This is a genomic window from Nitrospirota bacterium (assembly GCA_016214385.1).
In the GTDB taxonomy this organism is placed as follows: domain Bacteria; phylum Nitrospirota; class Thermodesulfovibrionia; order UBA6902; family JACROP01; genus JACROP01.
This window is the reverse complement of the sequence record JACROP010000124.1, coordinates 1-17,584: the sequence shown is the minus strand read 5'-3', so window position 1 is coordinate 17,584 and position 17,584 is coordinate 1. Positions and strand designations below refer to the sequence as shown.

Annotated in this window: 18 protein-coding genes and 2 tRNA genes; 10 read left to right on the top strand and 10 right to left on the bottom strand. The window is 44.1% G+C overall.

Annotated elements, in window-relative coordinates:
- Window positions 1-20 precede the first annotated feature (20 nt).
- The 5 genes from lysS to ald all read right to left on the bottom strand — a co-directional run bounded on the left by lysS (window position 21) and on the right by ald (window position 5,611).
- Window positions 21-1,502: a lysine--tRNA ligase gene (gene lysS / locus HZC12_07920; protein ID MBI5026631.1), complete on the bottom strand. Its 1,482-nt coding sequence runs from the start codon at window positions 1,500-1,502 to the stop codon at window positions 21-23.
- A 75-nt stretch (window positions 1,503-1,577) separates the two neighbouring features.
- Window positions 1,578-1,850, bottom strand: a complete 273-nt coding sequence (locus tag HZC12_07915; protein ID MBI5026630.1) for a cell division protein ZapA — start codon at window positions 1,848-1,850, stop codon at window positions 1,578-1,580.
- Between the two features lie 3 nt (window positions 1,851-1,853).
- Window positions 1,854-2,171 carry a hypothetical protein gene (locus HZC12_07910; GenBank protein MBI5026629.1) on the bottom strand — a complete coding sequence of 106 codons (318 nt, stop codon included), beginning with the start codon at window positions 2,169-2,171 and terminating at the stop codon, window positions 1,854-1,856.
- 45 nt (window positions 2,172-2,216) lie between these two features.
- Complete coding sequence (locus HZC12_07905) at window positions 2,217-4,454, bottom strand: transglycosylase SLT domain-containing protein (GenBank protein ID MBI5026628.1); 2,238 nt, start codon at window positions 4,452-4,454, stop codon at window positions 2,217-2,219.
- Window positions 4,451-5,611: an alanine dehydrogenase gene (ald, locus tag HZC12_07900; protein ID MBI5026627.1), complete on the bottom strand. Its 1,161-nt coding sequence runs from the start codon at window positions 5,609-5,611 to the stop codon at window positions 4,451-4,453. Before ald ends, HZC12_07905 begins: the two co-directional genes overlap by 4 nt.
- A 373-nt stretch (window positions 5,612-5,984) precedes the next feature.
- On the opposite strand from ald, the gene HZC12_07895 reads away from it, so the two are divergent.
- From HZC12_07895 to HZC12_07850, 10 genes are all read left to right on the top strand, one after another.
- A complete protein-coding gene (locus HZC12_07895) occupies window positions 5,985-7,826 on the top strand; it encodes a TIGR04442 family protein (protein MBI5026626.1) in 1,842 nt (613 codons plus the stop codon).
- Window positions 7,827-8,708, top strand: a complete 882-nt coding sequence (locus HZC12_07890; GenBank protein MBI5026625.1) for a hypothetical protein — start codon at window positions 7,827-7,829, stop codon at window positions 8,706-8,708. It abuts the gene before it with no gap.
- Between the two features lie 343 nt (window positions 8,709-9,051).
- Entirely contained in the window at window positions 9,052-9,375 is a 324-nt protein-coding gene (locus tag HZC12_07885; GenBank protein MBI5026624.1) for a hypothetical protein, read from the top strand.
- 30 nt (window positions 9,376-9,405) lie between these two features.
- Window positions 9,406-9,741 carry a hypothetical protein gene (locus tag HZC12_07880; GenBank protein ID MBI5026623.1) on the top strand — a complete coding sequence of 112 codons (336 nt, stop codon included), beginning with the start codon at window positions 9,406-9,408 and terminating at the stop codon, window positions 9,739-9,741.
- A 131-nt stretch (window positions 9,742-9,872) separates the two neighbouring features.
- Window positions 9,873-10,178, top strand: coding sequence for a hypothetical protein (locus HZC12_07875; GenBank protein ID MBI5026622.1), 306 nt, complete (start codon window positions 9,873-9,875; stop codon window positions 10,176-10,178).
- A gap of 36 nt (window positions 10,179-10,214) precedes the next feature.
- Window positions 10,215-11,033, top strand: coding sequence for a hypothetical protein (locus HZC12_07870; protein MBI5026621.1), 819 nt, complete (start codon window positions 10,215-10,217; stop codon window positions 11,031-11,033).
- 8 nt (window positions 11,034-11,041) lie between these two features.
- The gene (locus HZC12_07865) at window positions 11,042-11,353 is read left to right on the top strand and encodes a hypothetical protein (protein ID MBI5026620.1); all 312 of its coding nucleotides are present in this window, start codon (window positions 11,042-11,044) and stop codon (window positions 11,351-11,353) included.
- Window positions 11,354-11,460: 107 nt separating this feature from the next.
- On the top strand, window positions 11,461-12,294 hold the full coding sequence (locus tag HZC12_07860) for a hypothetical protein (GenBank protein MBI5026619.1): 834 nt from the start codon (window positions 11,461-11,463) through the stop codon (window positions 12,292-12,294).
- Entirely contained in the window at window positions 12,287-13,018 is a 732-nt protein-coding gene (locus HZC12_07855) for a cytochrome b/b6 domain-containing protein (GenBank protein MBI5026618.1), read from the top strand. Before HZC12_07860 ends, HZC12_07855 begins: the two co-directional genes overlap by 8 nt.
- Window positions 13,015-13,566: a cytochrome c3 family protein gene (locus tag HZC12_07850; GenBank protein MBI5026617.1), complete on the top strand. Its 552-nt coding sequence runs from the start codon at window positions 13,015-13,017 to the stop codon at window positions 13,564-13,566. Before HZC12_07855 ends, HZC12_07850 begins: the two co-directional genes overlap by 4 nt.
- 5 nt (window positions 13,567-13,571) lie before the next feature.
- Here the strand turns inward: HZC12_07850 and HZC12_07845 are convergent, their stop codons facing one another.
- The 5 genes from HZC12_07845 to HZC12_07825 all read right to left on the bottom strand — a co-directional run bounded on the left by HZC12_07845 (window position 13,572) and on the right by HZC12_07825 (window position 17,406).
- Window positions 13,572-13,847 (bottom strand): hypothetical protein, encoded by a 276-nt coding sequence (locus tag HZC12_07845; protein ID MBI5026616.1) that lies wholly within the window; start codon window positions 13,845-13,847, stop codon window positions 13,572-13,574.
- Window positions 13,847-15,214 (bottom strand): sigma-54-dependent Fis family transcriptional regulator, encoded by a 1,368-nt coding sequence (locus tag HZC12_07840; GenBank protein ID MBI5026615.1) that lies wholly within the window; start codon window positions 15,212-15,214, stop codon window positions 13,847-13,849. The genes HZC12_07845 and HZC12_07840 overlap by 1 nt, the downstream gene beginning before the upstream one ends.
- 27 nt (window positions 15,215-15,241) lie before the next feature.
- Window positions 15,242-16,891, bottom strand: a complete 1,650-nt coding sequence (locus HZC12_07835) for a cache domain-containing protein (protein ID MBI5026614.1) — start codon at window positions 16,889-16,891, stop codon at window positions 15,242-15,244.
- Window positions 16,892-17,167: 276 nt separating this feature from the next.
- Window positions 17,168-17,243: transfer RNA gene (locus HZC12_07830), tRNA-Cys, on the bottom strand.
- 87 nt (window positions 17,244-17,330) lie between these two features.
- Window positions 17,331-17,406 (bottom strand) — tRNA-Gly (locus tag HZC12_07825).
- Window positions 17,407-17,584 lie beyond the last annotated feature (178 nt).

The window sequence follows — 17,584 nt, the reverse complement described above, 5'->3', positions numbered from 1 at the left end:
CTGTTTACTGCTCACTGTTTTTATTGTTCTGGCTTTAACTGCGGGAATAGTATCACATCCCGTATTGAATGAACATTTGTAAAGAGCATTATCAGGCGGTCAATGCCTATCCCCTCTCCTGCTGCAGGAGGCATACCGTATTCAAGTGCCCTTAAAAAGTCTTCATCCATCCAGTGGGCCTCTTCATCGCCCATCTCTTTGGCCTCTATCTGATGGCGGAACCTCTCTCTCTGGTCAGATGGGTCATTGAGCTCTGAAAAGGCATTTGCAATCTCTCGGCCTCCGATAAAAAGCTCAAAGCGCTCTACAAGCTCCGTGTTGTCCTCTTTTCTCTTTGCGAGGGGAGAAAGCTCAACAGGGTAGTCCAGTATAAAGGTTGGCTGTATGAGATGCGGCTCCACTTTTTCTTTAAATATCTCATCAATGACCTTTGCATGAGTTGCCATTCTGTCTATCTCAATGCCATTTTTAATAGCAAACTCTCTTGCCTTTGCTGCATCCTTAAAAACAGCAGGGTCGACCCCATGTCTTTCCATTGCTTCATACATGGTGAGCCTCGGCCATGGTGGAGTAAAATTAACAATACTATCTCCATATGGCACAGTCAGAGTGCCTAAAATCTCCCTGCAAAGAAACGTTATCAACTCCTCTGTAAATCCCATCAGATACTTGTAATCAACATAGGCGATATAAAATTCCAGCATTGTGAACTCAGGGTTGTGTTTGGTCGAGATGCCTTCATTTCTGAAGTTTTTATTAATCTCATAAACCCTTTCATAGCCTCCCACGAGTAGCCTCTTTAAATAAAGTTCTGGCGCTATTCTCAAATAAAGGTCAATACCCAGAGCCATGTGGTGCGTTTTGAAAGGTCTGGCAGTCGCACCACCTGGTATCTGGTGCATCATTGGAGTTTCAAACTCTATAAAGCCGCGGCCGTCAAAAAAATCTCTGATTGCCTTTATAAATTTATAACGCTTTAAAAATATGTCCCTTACCTGAGGGTTTACAATCAAATCTACATAGCGCTGCCTGTAGCGGGTCTCAATATCTCTCAGGCCATGCCACTTCTCAGGCAATGGCCTGAGAGATTTGCAAAGCAAAGTAAAACCCCTGACCTCGATGGTAAGCTCATTGGTCTTTGTCCTGAAAGGTCTTCCACTCAGGCCAATTATGTCTCCAATATCTAATTCCTTGAGAAGGTCGTAACTTTTGCCGAGGATGTCTTTTCTAAAGTAAGCCTGCATCTTTCCTGTTGAATCCTGGATATGGGCAAAGGAGGCTTTGCCAAAACTCCTGAAAGCAACAATCCTGCCTGCTATGGTGCAGTTGTCATGGGCATGGTTAGTCTCAAGCGCCTCTTTGCTTTTCTGCCCGTATTTATTTACTACCTCCTCGACCCTGTCTTTGACATCAAAAGGCCCCCCATAGGGCTCAATGCCAGATGCCTTGAGTTCCTGGAGTTTCCTGAGCCTCTGCTGTATCAGTTCATTAATCTCTTCCAATGTTCACCTTATTTAAAAAAGATGTAGGGGCAACCCTTGTGGTTGCCCAAGATGGTAAAATAATAAAATCCTGACTTATTCAAGCAAGCCAGAGAGGACCTTTGTTTTTTCTTCTATCATCTTATCCAGACTTTCCTGCTCTAACCTTACTTTGAAGAGTTCATCAGCTATGTTGAGGGAAGCCATAATTGATGCCTTAAGGGGATTGACGCTCGGAGAGGCCCTGTATACCTCCTTGAGCTTCTCGTCCACAAACTGGGCCAGCGCCTTTATATACGCCTCATCCGCATCTCCCTTAATAGAGTAGCTCTGCCCTAATATTTGAACCTCTATGGAGCGTATTACCATAAATTATCCCAGTTCCACTGATTCAAGTTCCCTGAGCAGGTCTTCAACCTGAGCTCTGACAATTTCCCTCTCTTCACTGAGCTTACTGACATCGGCTTTTAATTTAGTAATGTCCTTTAAATCCTGTTTTATGGCACGCAGCTCATTGTCTTTTTTATCAAGCTCATCTTCAAGGGTCTTTATCTTCACCTCTAATGCTTTCTTTTCTTCGCTCAATGCCCTGATCTTATCAATCACCCTGGTTATCTTCTCTTCAAGTACCCGTATTTTCTCCACAGATGAGGCCTCCTTTGGAAATTCAAATATACCCTGACTCTTCATTGATTGTAAATTATCAAAACAGGACTAAAAAGTAAAGACTGCGAATCAAAACGGCATTAAAGCCTCTGGGTCTGAAGGCAGACCCCACATTTTCCTATACTGCCAGTAGCTCTTTAATACCTTTTTAACATATTCTCTGGTCTCTATGTAAGGAATATCCTCGATAAACTCGTCCATGTCAGAGACTCGTACCGAGCTTTTATGGTTAGATTTTTGAAGCCATTCCCTCAAAGCGCCCTCTCCAGCATTATAGGCAGCGAGGGCAAAAGGGATTTTTTGGAACTCCGCCATCAGGGCTGCAAGATAATGGACACCTATCGGGATATTTTTCTCGGCCGTATAAAGCTCAGAATCATCTCCTATCTCTACCTTCAACTTCGCATTCAACCTGCGGGCAGTGGAAGGCATAAGCTGCATGAGACCCATTGCTCCAGCACGTGATAAAGCCAGAGGGTCAAAACGGCTTTCCTCCCTGATTATGGCAGCAACAAGATATGGGTCAAGGGATTTAACCTCTGAAGCGTGCCTTATTTCATCCCAGTATCCGAGCGGGTAAGCTAAATGCATCAATCCCTTTGCAGGAATTTTTTCGGCAATAGAAATAACCCTCCTGTAATCACCGGCGTCCATGGCAACAAAGCCGAGATAAAGGAATTCTTCAAGGCTTTCTGCGCTTGATATGGCCAGAGCTATTTCACTCCTTTCTTCTTCCTTCATATTTAATAGCCTTAACTCATCTATCCTCTGATAGGTTTCTCCTTCTGGCCTCGAAGGCCTTTCAGGCCGAAGTCCTGATACTGCCTCTCTGACCCCGAGGCGTGCCCTCGCAAGAAAACCGTAATAACCATTATCTTCAGCTATCATCCGTAAATTCTCAATGACTTTTTTTGCATTTTTCCCTGACCTCTCAAGACTCCGCGCCTTCCAGTAGACATATTTACTTTGATTTTTTATGTATCCTGAGTCAGATAAAATGGAAAAATATTCCGAGGCACTTTTATATTTACCCTCAAGATAGTCAAGCCAGCCTAAAGTCCACAGAGCATCCTCGGCATTTTCAGGAAAATTCTGCAAAACCCTCTTGAGAATCTTTCTTGCCTCATTGGTTTTGCCGGAATACCGTGCGTCTGTGGCCTGTGCGACAAGGAGATCAGCAAGACGCCTGTCATCCGGATTTTTACTGGCAAATTCTCTGAGAGAAGCATCAAATCCATCTTTATCTTTAGCCCTGTAAAGAGACCGGGTCTTCCAGTAAAGAGCATCGGGGCCAGCAAGGCTACTAAAGGTTTGAGCTGCCTCTCCATATTTTTTTGCCCTGAACTGGCAGACCCCAAGCAAAAAGACAATCCTGTCTCTCAATGTCTCATCCGCCACTGATCCCGAAGGTTCGGGACTGGTCGTTGCCCCGACGGTTCGGGGTAACTGAGCGGATGCCTTCCTCATCGCATCTTTATACGTTGATTCTGCTTTAGAAAAATTTCCTTTTTGAAGGAAACTGTCAGCCATCGCCACTGTCTCCTCTGCAGACAGGTCACCTGCATCCATTGCCTTAAGCTCTTCAAAGGCATCATTAGAAAAAGGGCCTGCATTTATATAAAGCTCTTTCAGCAATTTTACTGCCTCTGCTTTTTCACCCTCGGACTTAAGAATCATTGCGAGGATAAATTTAGCATCGTCTTTAGGAAAATCCTTTATATATCTGTAAAGTGCTTTCTTGGCCTCCTGTCGGAGACTCGACTCTACGAGTTTCTGCGATTCAAGCAGGGCAATAATCTCAAGCCACCTTGCATCTTTCAAAAGCGGGCCGCTCTTTATAGCCCTGGCAGTTTCTACAGCCCTGTCAAAGTCTCCGAGGCGAAGGTAGACCTCAGCAAGTGACCTCAATGTGTAATGTCTAAGAACAGGATAGGAATGGAGGGCCTTGCTGTAATGATCCCTTGCCCTGTCAAAAGAGCCCTGCCTTTCATAAAGCCTGCCGAGTAGAAAATGAGCTCTTCCCTGCCATTTCGACAAGCTCAATGGAGATTCCTCCTGACTTGAGCTCTCAAGGCCACAGGTATCCACCGCACTAACAGATTCATCAGTCTGGGATTCTGATAAATGAGGGAGAAAACCGAGGAGTATTTCTTCGGCCCTTTTGTATTCTCGTTTCTCGATCAGCTCTGCTGATTTTTTGAAAAGTTCGGTCCGGTCCTGGGTCGCAGAAGAAAAAGACGGGACGGATAGGATAACTGCAATTGCCAAAATCCAGAATCTTTTGTTTTTTAATCTTGCATTTTTCATTTTAATTCATTCCCCGAAGTGTCGGAACTCTTCGAACAGACCACTTCTGCTTCAACCCCAAGAGATAATGCAAGGCCATTGTGAATCACCCTCCCCGCATAAAGATTTACTCCTTTGTATAGGGCAGGATTTTCCCTTACAGCCTTTTCCATGCCTGAAGAAGCTATCTCAATAATATACGGCAGCGTCCTGTTTGTAAGGGCAATCGTGGCTGTCCTCGGATATATCCCTGGCATGTTGGTCACACAGTAATGGATTACGCCATTGACTGAAAAAACAGGTTTATCATGAGTGGTTGGCACTGTTGTCTCCACACATCCCCCCTGATCCACAGAGACATCAACAATAACAGAACCCTTTTTCATGCGGCTGACAAGTTCTCTGCTAACAAGCATAGGCGCCCTCTGTCCTGATATCAGAACCGCTCCAATCAGAATATTTGCTGTGACTGCCTCGTTCTCTATATTTTCCGGACTCGATATAAGTGTCACTACACTGCCTTCCATAAGCTCATCCAGGCGTACTAATCTTTCAATTCCCCTGTTTAAAACAGTAACGCATGCGCCGAGGGCAACAGTAACGCATGCGCCGAGGGCCACAGCAATCCTTGCGGCATTATAGCCGACAGTGCCAGCGCCTAAGACAACGACCTTTGCAGGCATAACACCCGGAACACCGCTCATTAAAAGTCCCGCCCCTCCTCCCGGCCTCTGCAGGTAGTATGCACCCATTAATGGCGCAAGCCTGCCTGCTATCTCACTCATTGGCCTGAGGAGAGGCAAGTCTCCATCAGACTCTACGGTCTCATAGCCAATAGCAATGGCTTTTTTCTTAAGTAGCATATCGATTAGTTCCATATTGGGTGCAAGGTGTAAGAAGGCAAAGATTATCTGTCCATCCTTTATGTATTCGTATTCCTCTGAAACAGGTTCTTTAACCTTAACAATCATTGAAGACCGCTTATAGACCTCAGAGGCAGAGGGAAGAATCACGGCACCGGCATTACTGTACTCAGCATCAGAAAAACCACTCCCCTCCCCCGAGCCTGACTCAATAAAGACCCTGTGGCCTTCTTTCTTAAGGGCTGAAACACCTGAGGGTATCATACCAACCCTGTACTCATGCGGCTTAACTTCCTTAGGGATACCAATATCCATAACTAAACTATATTAACTAAAAAGCAGTCGTCAGGCAAGGAGAAGCTGTCTTTTACCGGAGTTTCCTGAGTTTTAGCTTAAAGACGCAAGTTGCATCTTATAAACAGCTTTATGCCATCGCGCTTCTCTCCGTGTCGTCATTCCTGCGGAAGCAGGAATCCAGTATTTTCAATGTCTTTTACTCATGCGGAGAGTGCATAACCTTTTATCTATTCCCTGGATTCCCGCTTTCGCGGGAATGACACTCCCTGGCCGTTTGCGTTCTTCAATTTTTTAACTATTTCAATTGGTTAGATGCTTAGGTCTGAAAAAACTCAGGAAACTCCAGTTCATTGCCTTTTAATTTTTATAAATGCTGTGTTATCATTTTTTTATGATATACGACCTCAGATTCCACGGTAAAATTACACCACAAATTGAATTTTTTAGCCTCATCGGAGGTGCTGATATAAGTGCAGCTTATTTTTATGAAAAAGGCGACTCTTATGTAAGATTCTTTTTTAAGGGCAATGAATTTAGAATAAACAGCACAGGGGTTAGTTATAACAGTACAGGTGGCAGTTTTTGCGAATATATGTTCGGCGTAGAGCAGCCGATAAAAGACCTGCAGAAACGGGACATAAAAAATCGCCTCGTGATGTTTGGCGCCATATCCGAAGGAGAGGATAAAATCACATTCACTAACAACACCAGAGGTTCCGAGTCCTTTGAACAGATATTCCGGGATGGAAATGCAGTAACAAACTATTATTTCTTTGTCTCCTCGGATTATCAGGGCGAATTAAAAAAGAGACAGGAAATAATATTGAAGTCTGTCGGTAAATTTATTAAAAGAACTGAACTTATGGGCGAGGGAAAAGATACAGACCTCCTGGAGCAACTTATTGCTGATCTTGCGGAATCAAAATCCAATATCTTCCTCTTTAAGTTAATAAACAAGGAAAACGAAGAATATTATAAGGCATTCCAGAAGTTTTATTTTAAAGAAAAAACCTTATCTCCTGAGAGCGAACTCCTCCTTGAGGACATCACCTCAAGATACAGAATAGACCGTTATCAGCAGGAGAGAATGAAGATAGATGTAATGTACAGTCACCCTGAGAATAAGCGTATAGTAGACGAATACAAAGACATATTGATAGAGATGAGTTATGAGGATGTCATTCACCCATCAAGGTTAGCCCGACTGCAAAGGCTGAGGACATTGAGCATAAGGAATAACATCCCGATAATCCTGTTTGACACTCTGGATGAATTACTTTTAAAGGGCAAAAAAATATTAGAGTCAAAAGAACCGGAATATATAAAGGAGACAAGGGCAATTATCGAAAATTTATTTTTCAAAGATGCATCGCTCAAAAGCCATATAGTTTCCGAAGACATTGTAAAACTAATACGCGCACGGCATAATGCCCGCTCTAAAAGTGATATGAGTTTTGAGCGCGTCATCCTCGATGCCGGCAGGGCATGCGACGAAATAGCGAGAGAAACCAACACCCTCTCATTACTGGAAGAGCTCAGCTCCATCCTCACATACTTTGACAGATATGACAATATATTCGCACATCTTAATAAGCTTGCTTTCTCAGAAAATATTAATTTTACCGAGAATCCCATTAGAAGTTTAATTGGCAACAAAAAGGCATTTGATTCCCTGAACTACGGACTCTTTGATGAGCTCTTTGTAAAGGACCTGCTCGGCAACAAATATCTATCAAGCTATGGAAGAAAGAAACTAACAGCCCTCATAGAGGGCCTGAAGAAAATTGAGGAGGGCAATGCTACGTACAGAGAAATTGTTGCCATAATAAATAAAATCCTTAAAGAGGAAAAATTATACAGCCTGCTGCATGCGGCCATGAAGGAAAAAATGCGGAGCTTCTTCCCAGGCCTGGACCTGAAAGAAAACAGAAAAGAAATAAAGGAAGAAATATGCGGGGAACTTGCAGCAAAAGGCTTTAAGTGGGCGGTCTCAGACAGACTGTTTGAAAGAGTCCTTTTTGACCTGAAAAAAGAATCCTTCTATTTAAATCACCTCCTCCCCCTTGTTATTCATGAAAAGAATGTTTCTCTCAGGGAAGACTTTCTTGACAACAGCGGGCTTGACAGATTCTATATAGAGTCTTTAGAAAGGGATTACCTTGAAAACAAGGGGCTCAGTTTGAACTTTATGGATGAGCTTAAAGAAGGGCAAGAGCCCTCGGTTGTTAGATGAATGCCCCGTAAAGGATTTACAAGAAAAATAATAAATGCAATCAGACAACAGAGTAAACCTGCAGTCCTTGCACTCCTCGTTACTATTACAATCGTCGGAGCAGTAGTAGGCTACAAATATTACAAACACACACAGGAAGACCCCCAGTTCTGCGCCTCATGTCATTTAATGAGAGAGGCATTTCTTGCATGGCAGAAAGGCAAACACAGAGATGTGGTCTGTCAGAGATGTCATCACCTGAGCCTCCTCGAGCAGAATCAACTCCTGGTCGCCTTTGTGGTTAAAGGGTCCACGCAGTTTTCTCAGACCCATGGAAGGATTAAGCCATGGCAGGGTTGCAAAGAATGTCACCTCGATGAAGTTGCACAGGGCGCTCTGACCCTGAGGAAATCCTACGGCCATGCAAGACATGTATTTATGCAAAACATAGGGTGCAAAAGTTGCCACAGCGAAAGCCTTCACCTTTTCAAACCAGACGGGAGAGCCTGCCAGGACTGCCACAAGGACAAAGGCGTCCACGGTATTGGGATGGAGGGTTTTGCCTGCCTCAATTGTCATAGCTACAGCGAAAAAACACCTGCCATGGTTCCAAAAGAGCGCTGCCTGAAATGTCACAATATAGCAGTTAGAGGGCCAATGTCAGAATTTCAATGTCATCAATGCCATAAGCCTCATGGGAAGATTAAACCCTCATCAAGAGATTGTCTCAGCCAGTGCCACGGCAATGAGGCAACAGTAGGGCAGCACGGACTCCATATAAATAAAGGCATGGAGTGCCTTGACTGCCATAAGGCCCACAGTTGGATAGTCGGCCAGAAAGAATCCCGGAGGCTCTGCAGCCGCTGCCACAAAGCCAAAGACCCAATGGCCTTCATATACTAAATACTAATAAGCCTCTTCAAAACCACTTAAACCACAGAGAACACAGAGCCCCTCTTTCTTTTCCTGTCATTTCGAGCGAAGCGAGAAATCTTAGAGCCGTTACGATTCAATAAGTTTTAAGATTCCTCGTAGCCTTCGGCTCCTCGGAATGACATCAAAACTCAGTTTTTCAACAGGCTGACAAAATTGAACCCGCTTAAAAGAGAAAAAAACTTGCATTTCTGCAAATAAAATCCTGTTGATTTTCAATTTTGCAAATCTGTTATGCAAATTTTTCCTTTAAAATCAATCAATTAGTTTCTGGCATGAACTCTGCATTAAAAACAAATAGAGGGAAGGAAAAATGAAAAAGGAAATAGCAAAGAAAATGGCATATATAGGTGCAGGGGCTGGCCTTGTTATCTTTGCAATCTTTGGCCTGCTGCCTGGCTCTTTTCTCGGAGGTGTTATAGGGCTTAACATAGCAGGAAAACTATTTGGACTTCCTTTGGCCCCGAGTCTTATAGCAAGACTTACAGTTGTGATTTCCATGTTGATGGGGGTCATGATAGCTGGGGTGGTTTTTGTTGCAGGGTTTTCCATCCTCGGATGGTTAATCGGTCATATCGTTGAGCTAACTACAGAACGCAGGGTAATGAATGCCGGTAAGGAGGCAGCGGTAAAGTAAGTTAAAAAAATTTAAACGGAGGTAAATGTCATGAAAGCAAGAAAAGACATAATCGCAATGGGGACAAAAATAGGGGCTGTATTTGGCGGTCTGGCATTTCTGTTCTTCGGGATTATCCCTGGGTTTTATTTCGGCAGCTATGGCACCTTAGTGCTTCTCAATAAGCTCTTTGGTGGCCCTGTTGAGCCAACAGTTTTAGTGAGGACAGTAATGGCCGCAGGGATTATCCTCGGAATTGCCTGCGTTGCCTCATTAAGTCTTGTTGTCGGCGCTATCATCGGCACAGTCACAGGTTACATCACAGAAATGGTCTCCGGGCTTCTCAAGGCAAAAAAGATTGCTACAGAGCCTGTCAAAGCCGACTGATTTTTAACTGCAAAGGGGAAAATTTCCCCTTTGCATCTTCAAAAACTATGTCCTATGTGGTAGCATTTCTGTGTAATAACGGAAATGTGGTCAGGTAAAATGCCCTGACTATTTCCTTCTAAGGGAAAATCATGAAAGAAATAAGAAAAGATATGGTATCCATGGGCACAAAGGTTGGAGCAGTAATTGGCGGCATTGTCTTTATTGTTTTTGGAATCATACCTGGATTTTATTTTGGAAGCTATGCCACCCTTATCATCCTCAATAAGCTTTTCGGCGGGCCATTGAAGGCCGGCGTGCTCGTGAATGTCTTAGTTGCAATTGGGATTATACTCGGCATCTTCTGTATTGGAGCAGCAAGTATTGTAATAGGCGCAATCATTGGCACAGGGATTGGCTACTTGATTGAGTTTTTTACAGCGCAAAAAAAGAGATAACAAGGAGAAAAAATCTCAAAAACAAAAGGAGGGTTTATGACTAAAAAAGTTTTTATTCTATCCTTAATCTTTGTGGCAGTTGTCGTGGGGGCTTATTTTTACGTCAAAGAAGTCGCATTTGCAAATCCAAGAAATTGCAACCTGTGCCACTTTATGACCCCCTTTTATGAAAAATGGGAGACTTCCACCCACAATAAGGTGGCATGCCTTAAATGTCATGAATACGCACCATTGAATGCGGTATCAGGGCAATTGCGTTTCATGGCCGGGACATACAACCCCAGGCCCAGGACAAATGTCCCTGATAAAAATTGCCTGCAGACAGGATGCCACGATAGAAGACTCATCGAGTCCAAGGTCATCTTCACCAGAGAAAACATCAAATTTGACCACAGGCCACACTTCACAGAGATGAAAAGGGGCATAAATCTTCACTGCAGGAGCTGCCATTCAGACATTGTTCAGGGAGAACACGTCAAGGTCTCCAAGAACGTATGCTTCCTCTGCCATTTTAAAGGCATGCCTCCTGGAGAATCCCTGAAAGGATGTCCGTCATGCCACACAGCGCCAAAGGAAAAAATCACTGTAAAGGGCAAGACTTTCTCACACGAGGAGGCATTGAAAATGGGTTATACATGCCACCAGTGCCACGAAAAGATTACAACAGGGACAGGAATTGTGCCTAAAGACCAGTGTCATTTCTGCCACGTAGAAAAAGTAGAGATGTACAGTGATGTTAAATTCATTCATGAAAACCATGTGACAAAAAATCAGATTGACTGTTTGTGGTGCCATCCAAAGATAGAGCACGGGAAAATAAAAATGGCAGAAAAGATTCCGCTGTTAAATAAATAGGGGGCGCAATGAAGGCATTGGAACTTTCCAAGAAATTTACTTACATCGGAGCGGGTATTGGCCTGGTGCTCTTTGCCATCTTCGGGCTTCTTCCAGGAAGCTTTATCGGTGGTGTGCTTGGACTGAATATAGCTGGTAAAATTTTCGGCATTCCCCTGAACCCGACAGTTGGAACAAAAGCGATCATAGCCATTATGATGCTCCTCGGAGTCGCGATTTCAGGGGTTATATTTATACTCGGCGCTTCCCTGGCCGGCTGGCTGATAGGATATTTAATCGGCTCAGCCCTCGAAGCCACAACCGCAGGGAAAAAGGCATAGGAGGAGACATGAGAAAGTTACCTCTGTTTTTGTTTTTATGTCTTCTGTCCTTCCCTCCCCCTATGGCTCTCGCCGAAACTTTTACCTGTTTAGTCTGCCACAGTGCAATGAAAGGAAAAGTACGAACCGAAAAGGGAATCCTGTTTGAGGTCAATATCGATGAAGAACGCTTTTCTAAATCAGTCCATGGGGGGGTGGACTGTATTTCATGTCACATTAATTATAAAGAAAATCCACACCAGCCCCCAAAAGATGCGACCAGAAAGGCAGTCTCTGAACTTGCAGATTCAATAGCCCATAAAGCCATGGTGAACCCTGTTGCCTATGCCTCATGCGTCCAATGTCATGAGGATGCTTATAAAACCGTGAAGGCCAGCATTCATGGAAAAAATATTTTTGAAAAAAAACAAAAAGACGGCGCCTTATGCCTTGACTGCCACGGTTCACCACACTATATACTGCCAGGTGCATTAAGGGAATCAATGGCAAACAAGTGGGAAATAGTCCATACCTGCGGTGAATGCCATGAGAGAGAAGATATTGCAAAAAAATATAATCTCGGAACCCATATCATAGAAAAATACAACGAGAGCTTTCACGGCAAAAAACACATTCTCGGCCACCCCGGTGCACCCACCTGCATAGACTGCCATGGATCTCATAATATCAAAAAATGGGATGACCCCCTGTCTCCTGTGTCATGGGAAAATCGCATTGAGACCTGTGGCAAGTGCCATCCCGGCTCTAATAAAAAATTTGTCGCAGCCATAACCCATAAACCAATGGGGAAAGACAATCCCATCGCATACTACGGAGAAAAACTGTTGATTATACTTACCATCTCAGTTTTTGCATTCACAGTAGGGCATGTAATCCTTGAGGCATATGCAGAGATAAGGGACAATGTCTTTAGAAAAAGAAAGGAGGAACCGCGTGAGTAATGAGCTGCCAGAAGAAGTCGAGCGATTTAATATAATATTCAGGATTCAGCACATAATACTTTTCACAACATTCCTGCTCCTTTCCTTCACAGGCTGGGCGCTTAAATACCCTGAGGTTGAACAGGCAGGCTGGTGGATAAAGATATGGGGCGGCCCAAAAACAGCAGGGATAATTCACCGTGTGGCAGGGATAACAATGCTCTTAGACTTCTCGTGGCATGTCCTTTATCTCGGTTATCTGCTTGTCACCAGAAAGATGCGTTTTGACCTGCGCACAACCATAATCCCACTTCCAAAGGATGTCAGAGATGTAATCCATAACTTCCTCTATTTCCTGGGGCTCGCAAAGACAAAACCAAAGTTTGGTAAATACAGTTACATCCACAAGTTCGACTACTGGGCAGTCTTCTGGGGCATGGGAATTATTGGAATCTCTGGCCTTATTTTAGCCTTTCCAACAAAGGCTTCATTCTTCTTTCCTGAGTGGAGCCTCAACTGGGTATGGGAGCTACTTTTTATACTACACAGCGATGAGGCGCTCCTTGCCATAGTCTTCATTCTATTCTGGCATTTCTATAATGAGCACCTTAAATGGGAAAAGTTCCCCATGGCCATGACATGGATAACAGGAAAAATTTCTATTGAAACCCTTAAAAAGGAACACCCCCTTGAATATGAGCGCCTCTTCGGAGGAAAAGAGGCAGGAGAAAAACAGGGCAAATGAGATTAGCAGCTCGATGCGAGTCTTCGCTGAAAGTCGCTTCGATCGGACTTATCATACTGATGTTCTCTGTAGCGTGTATACCTCCCCTGGAAAAAGAAAAGAAGGTAAGAGCCCCTGAGCATATAATCACAAGGGACGAAGCCCGCAAAGGACTTCCCTGCTTTAAATGCCATTCCTACCAGAAATTTTCTGAGAAGCCGAAGAAAGGAGTATTTTCCCATGTGCTCCATACTGATGTGGGCTATCACTGCAACCAATGCCACAGCTTTCAAGCTCACAGGTTTATAACCATAGATAAATCCATATGCAGCAGGTGCCATAACCTCGGTTCCTTTACTTATAAAGCATCTGGCTACCCTGCAGAATTTAACCACAAATCACACGACACCAGATTCGGATGCAGAGAATGCCATCCTGAGATGTTTTTTATGAAATACGGGGCATCTAAAATGACTATGGAAGGTATGTACAGAGGAAGTTACTGCGGCACCTGCCATGACGGGAAAAAAGCATTTTCTTCCACAGAGTGCAATAAATGCCATAAGTAGTACCTTTATTTCAAAAGCGAAAAAAGCTTTCCGATGATAAACCCGAAGATGCCTCCTATAAAGGCGCCAAAGGCGCCTATGAAGGCAATCACAACAATCACTCCCAGGAGAACTACAGGAGAATTGAGTCCTGGATTGATTCCAAAGAGTGCCCTGAGGTCATTGGCAACAGCCTCTCTCCAGCCTCCAAGGCTTCCGCCGAGAATGGCATCCATACTGAATGCAATAATTATCCCTGTTATCCCACCGATAATCATGCCGAGGTAAAAGGCCTTTTTCACTAACCCTCAATCCCCAACTTCTTAAACTTTCTATATAACGTTACGAGGTCAATGCCGAGGGCCTTTGCTGTTGCCTCTTTATTTTTCTGATTAGCGTCATATGCCCTCATTATTAAGTTTTTCTCAAATTCGTTGACTGAAACCCTGAGAGGAGGTAGCTCTCTGGCCTCGCCGGCCTCCTCGGTACGAGTCGATTCCGACTGGAACTTTTCTGGCAGGCACTGAGGAGTAATCACATCGCCAGTGCATAGAACTACCGCCCTTTCTATGATATTTCTTAATTCCCTTACATTGCCTGGCCAGGGGTAATCTAATAATAGGGACATGGCAGATGCATCAACACCTTTTATGGGCTTCTTATTCTCCTCGGAGAATTTCCTTACAAAATGGTTTATGAGGAGAGGGATATCTCCCTTTCTCTCCCTCAACAGAGGCACCTTTATTTCTATAACATTAAGCCTGTAATAGAGGTCCTCCCTGAAAGAGCCACCTTTAATCTTTTTATCAATATCTGTATTTGTTGCCGAGATAATCCTTACATCTACAGTCTTTGACCTTGTATCGCCGAGGGGTGTGACTTCTCCTGATTCGAGGACATTTAATAATTTTGCCTGAAGACTCAGGGGCATGTCGCCTATCTCATCGAGGAAAAGGGTTCCTTCATGTGCTATTGTAATAAGGCCCTGTTTATCGGCAACTGCGCCTGTAAAAGCACCCCTTTTATAACCAAAAAGCTCTGACTCAAGAAGGCCTTCTGGTATAGCAGAACAGTTGAGGGAGATGAAGGGTTTATCCCTGCGCGGGCTGTTGCAATGGATAATCTCGGCTATAAGCCCTTTACCCGTGCCTGATTCCCCGAGAATAAGAATATTACTCCTCGTTGGGATAACCTTCTGAAGTGTATCAAAAACCTTGAACATCGCATCAGAGTCTCCCACGAACTCCTTACAACCCATATATTGGCTTAACTGCTGTTTCAGCGCAATGTTTTCTGAAATAAGTCTCCTCTGCTCTAAAACCCTCTTTATGGTTAATCTTATTTCTTCATTCAAAAAAGGTTTGACGATATAATCTGAGGCACCTTTTTTCATAGCTTCTACTGCCGACTCCACCGAGGCAAAAGCAGTCATCATAAGCACCGACACCTCTGGATTCAACTCTTTTGCCCTCTCAAGAACAGCTATGCCGTCCATTCCTCCCATTTTTAAATCTGTAAGGATTACATCGAACTCCTCTTTCTTGAGCCTTTCTACAGCCTCCTCTCCGCTGTAAGCTAAGGTTACAGAATAACCCTCGGCCTTCAAAAGAAATTCCAGGGCCTTACATATATCCCTTTCATCATCAACTACAAGTATTTTTGCCTTCATCTTAAAATATCCTTTGTCTTCTTTTTTCTATTCACGGACTAATGGTAGCGATACAGTAAACTTACTCCCCCTGCCAGCCTCGCTCTCCGCTGTGATATGGCCGTTAAACCTTCTTATTATGCTGTAGCTTACAGTAAGGCCGAGGCCTGTGCCCTTTTCCTTTGTTGTGAAAAATGGGTCAAACACCTTTGCTAAATTCTCCATGGGAATACCAACACCCGTATCCCTGAACTCTATCCTGATTTCTCCGTCCCCAATACTGCTCATTACCGTCAGGGTTCCACCCTCAGGCATAGCATCTATAGCGTTTAATATTAGATTTACAAATACCTGTGAGAGCTGGTTCCCATCAATCGTAATCTTAGGTATTTCACTATTAAGCTCCTTAACAATAGAGATAGCTTTAACCCTTTTATCATACTGCACAAGAGATAGGGCAGACTCTATCAGTTCATTCACCTGCCATTCTTTCATCTCTACCGCGGGCATCTTGGAAAATCCTGAGAGCTGCCTCACTATATCAGCAATCCTGCTTATGTGAAAATGGATGGTGGCAAGGCTCTCCTTCTTGAATTCGTCCTGCTCCATTTCCCTCAAAATCTGCACAAATGAAAAAACCGAGGTAAGTGGATTGCCGATTTCATGAGCTATGCCAGCAGTTAAGCGGCCCAGGGAGGCGAGCTTTTCAGAATGCATCATCCGCTCTTTCTCAAGCTCCTCCTGATGCCTTACCCTTGCCTCTGCCTGTATCCTCTTCCTGTTAATAAAGACCATCACCATTGCGCCTATCGTGGTTGTAAGGAATATCGATATAATCAGCCATGCATAGAGCTTCATGCTTCTCTGAGTTGCATATGTGACCTCTGAGTATGGCGCAGAGACAGCAATTATCCATGAAGTGCCGCCAATAGATGCCCTTGAGAAGGCAAGTATCTTATCCTCGCCCGAAGGAGCCAGATACCTGCCATACTGTCCGGCAACTCCCTCAATTATTTTCTTCTCAAGCTCAAAAGAAGCATGGCATTTAAAACATGTGCTATCTGCCCTGTAAAGATTTTTACCCACCATTTGGGGCTGGGTCGGGTGATAGAGGAGGTCTCCCTCTTTGTCCATCATCCAGGCATATCCCCTCTCACCAGATTTTATCGGGGAAAGGAATTTACGTGTTATATCTTCTAAGAAAACTCTGATTGCAACCGCACCCTCAAAAGAAAGCCCTTTGTATACAGGAGCGACAGCATATACCCCTTTTATATCATGGCTTACATAGGCATGGTCCTTCTGAAGACTCTTAGCCCTTTCGAGGTAGTCGTCTGGTATCTGTGGAGGTGGCCAGTCACCCTCAACATAGAGTTCCTTACCTTTTGAGTCAAAGACCTTAAAACTCGTCCTGATATCCTTCATGCCACGAAAGACCTCTTTTGTCGCCCATCTGTAATCCTCGGATTTTCTGAATTCCATCCTCGATAAAACATGGGCGAGAAAAAGAGACTCTTCCCTGAGGTCATTGATAAAGCCCTCTATATTAGATGCCTCAGATTTTGCCAGAAGTAACTGCTGCCTGTTAAACTGTTCTGCCATCTCATTCTGGAGGCTCTGCTGGAAAAATATATTGAGCGTTATCAGCGAGGAGAACACAAAAATCAGGATGCCAATTATGAGGATATAGACCTTCATAATTAATGATAACAGAGAACCCTTTAATCTGTAAAATGTGGTTCTTCTCTCACTCCCCTCGCCCCTCTTTTCCAAAGAGGGGGACAGAAAGAGAATTGCTTTTCCAAAGAGGGGTTCGCAAAAGTCCCCCTTTGAAAAAGGGGGATGTAGGTCGTTGCGACTCGTAACTGAGGGGATTTTGTAAATTTATTTTTTGCGTTTGTATTAACAATGGAGATTAAGGAAGAAGGGTGGGGATTGTGTTTCCTGGATATTGGACATTTGAGCAATATGGAATGGAGGCGGCGGCCGGATTTGAACCGGCGCATAAAGGTTTTGCAGACCTCCCCCTTAGCCACTTGGGTACGCCGCCGTTTTCAGTAACGAGTAACCAGTAACGAGTGATGAGTTTCAAATTCTCTACTTGTTACTCGTTACTTGTAACTTGTCACTGTCTTCATGGAGCGGGTGGCGGGATTCGAACCCGTGACCCCAACCTTGGCAAGGTTGTGCTCTACCAGCTGAGCTACACCCGCAGATGAAATTTGCACAGCAAATTTCAGAGTCTAAAGTTTAAGGTAAAAAGTTATCATTTCACGTCATTCCCGCCCCGTATCAGAGTACGGGGTAAACTCCAGCAGGAATCCAGAGAAACAAAAGACTGGATTCCCCCGTATCAAGTACGGGGCAGGCTCAGTCAAGCACGGAATGACA

What these genes read in the sequence shown, in the direction of transcription:
- HZC12_07870 (MBI5026621.1), top strand. Translation starts at nt 10,215, where the DNA reads ATGACTAAAAAAGTTTTTATTCTATCCTTAATCTTTGTGGCAGTTGTC.
- HZC12_07890 (MBI5026625.1), top strand. Translation starts at nt 7,827, where the DNA reads ATGCCCCGTAAAGGATTTACAAGAAAAATAATAAATGCAATCAGACAA.
- HZC12_07905 (MBI5026628.1), bottom strand. Translation starts at nt 4,454, where the DNA reads ATGAAAAATGCAAGATTAAAAAACAAAAGATTCTGGATTTTGGCAATT.
- HZC12_07860 (MBI5026619.1), top strand. Translation starts at nt 11,461, where the DNA reads ATGAAAGGAAAAGTACGAACCGAAAAGGGAATCCTGTTTGAGGTCAAT.
- HZC12_07850 (MBI5026617.1), top strand. Translation starts at nt 13,015, where the DNA reads ATGAGATTAGCAGCTCGATGCGAGTCTTCGCTGAAAGTCGCTTCGATC.
- HZC12_07840 (MBI5026615.1), bottom strand. Translation starts at nt 15,214, where the DNA reads ATGAAGGCAAAAATACTTGTAGTTGATGATGAAAGGGATATATGTAAG.
- HZC12_07835 (MBI5026614.1), bottom strand. Translation starts at nt 16,891, where the DNA reads ATGAAGGTCTATATCCTCATAATTGGCATCCTGATTTTTGTGTTCTCC.
- HZC12_07880 (MBI5026623.1), top strand. Translation starts at nt 9,406, where the DNA reads ATGAAAGCAAGAAAAGACATAATCGCAATGGGGACAAAAATAGGGGCT.
- HZC12_07910 (MBI5026629.1), bottom strand. Translation starts at nt 2,171, where the DNA reads ATGAAGAGTCAGGGTATATTTGAATTTCCAAAGGAGGCCTCATCTGTG.
- ald (MBI5026627.1), bottom strand. Translation starts at nt 5,611, where the DNA reads ATGGATATTGGTATCCCTAAGGAAGTTAAGCCGCATGAGTACAGGGTT.
- HZC12_07865 (MBI5026620.1), top strand. Translation starts at nt 11,042, where the DNA reads ATGAAGGCATTGGAACTTTCCAAGAAATTTACTTACATCGGAGCGGGT.
- HZC12_07895 (MBI5026626.1), top strand. Translation starts at nt 5,985, where the DNA reads ATGATATACGACCTCAGATTCCACGGTAAAATTACACCACAAATTGAA.
- HZC12_07885 (MBI5026624.1), top strand. Translation starts at nt 9,052, where the DNA reads ATGAAAAAGGAAATAGCAAAGAAAATGGCATATATAGGTGCAGGGGCT.
- HZC12_07915 (MBI5026630.1), bottom strand. Translation starts at nt 1,850, where the DNA reads ATGGTAATACGCTCCATAGAGGTTCAAATATTAGGGCAGAGCTACTCT.
- HZC12_07875 (MBI5026622.1), top strand. Translation starts at nt 9,873, where the DNA reads ATGAAAGAAATAAGAAAAGATATGGTATCCATGGGCACAAAGGTTGGA.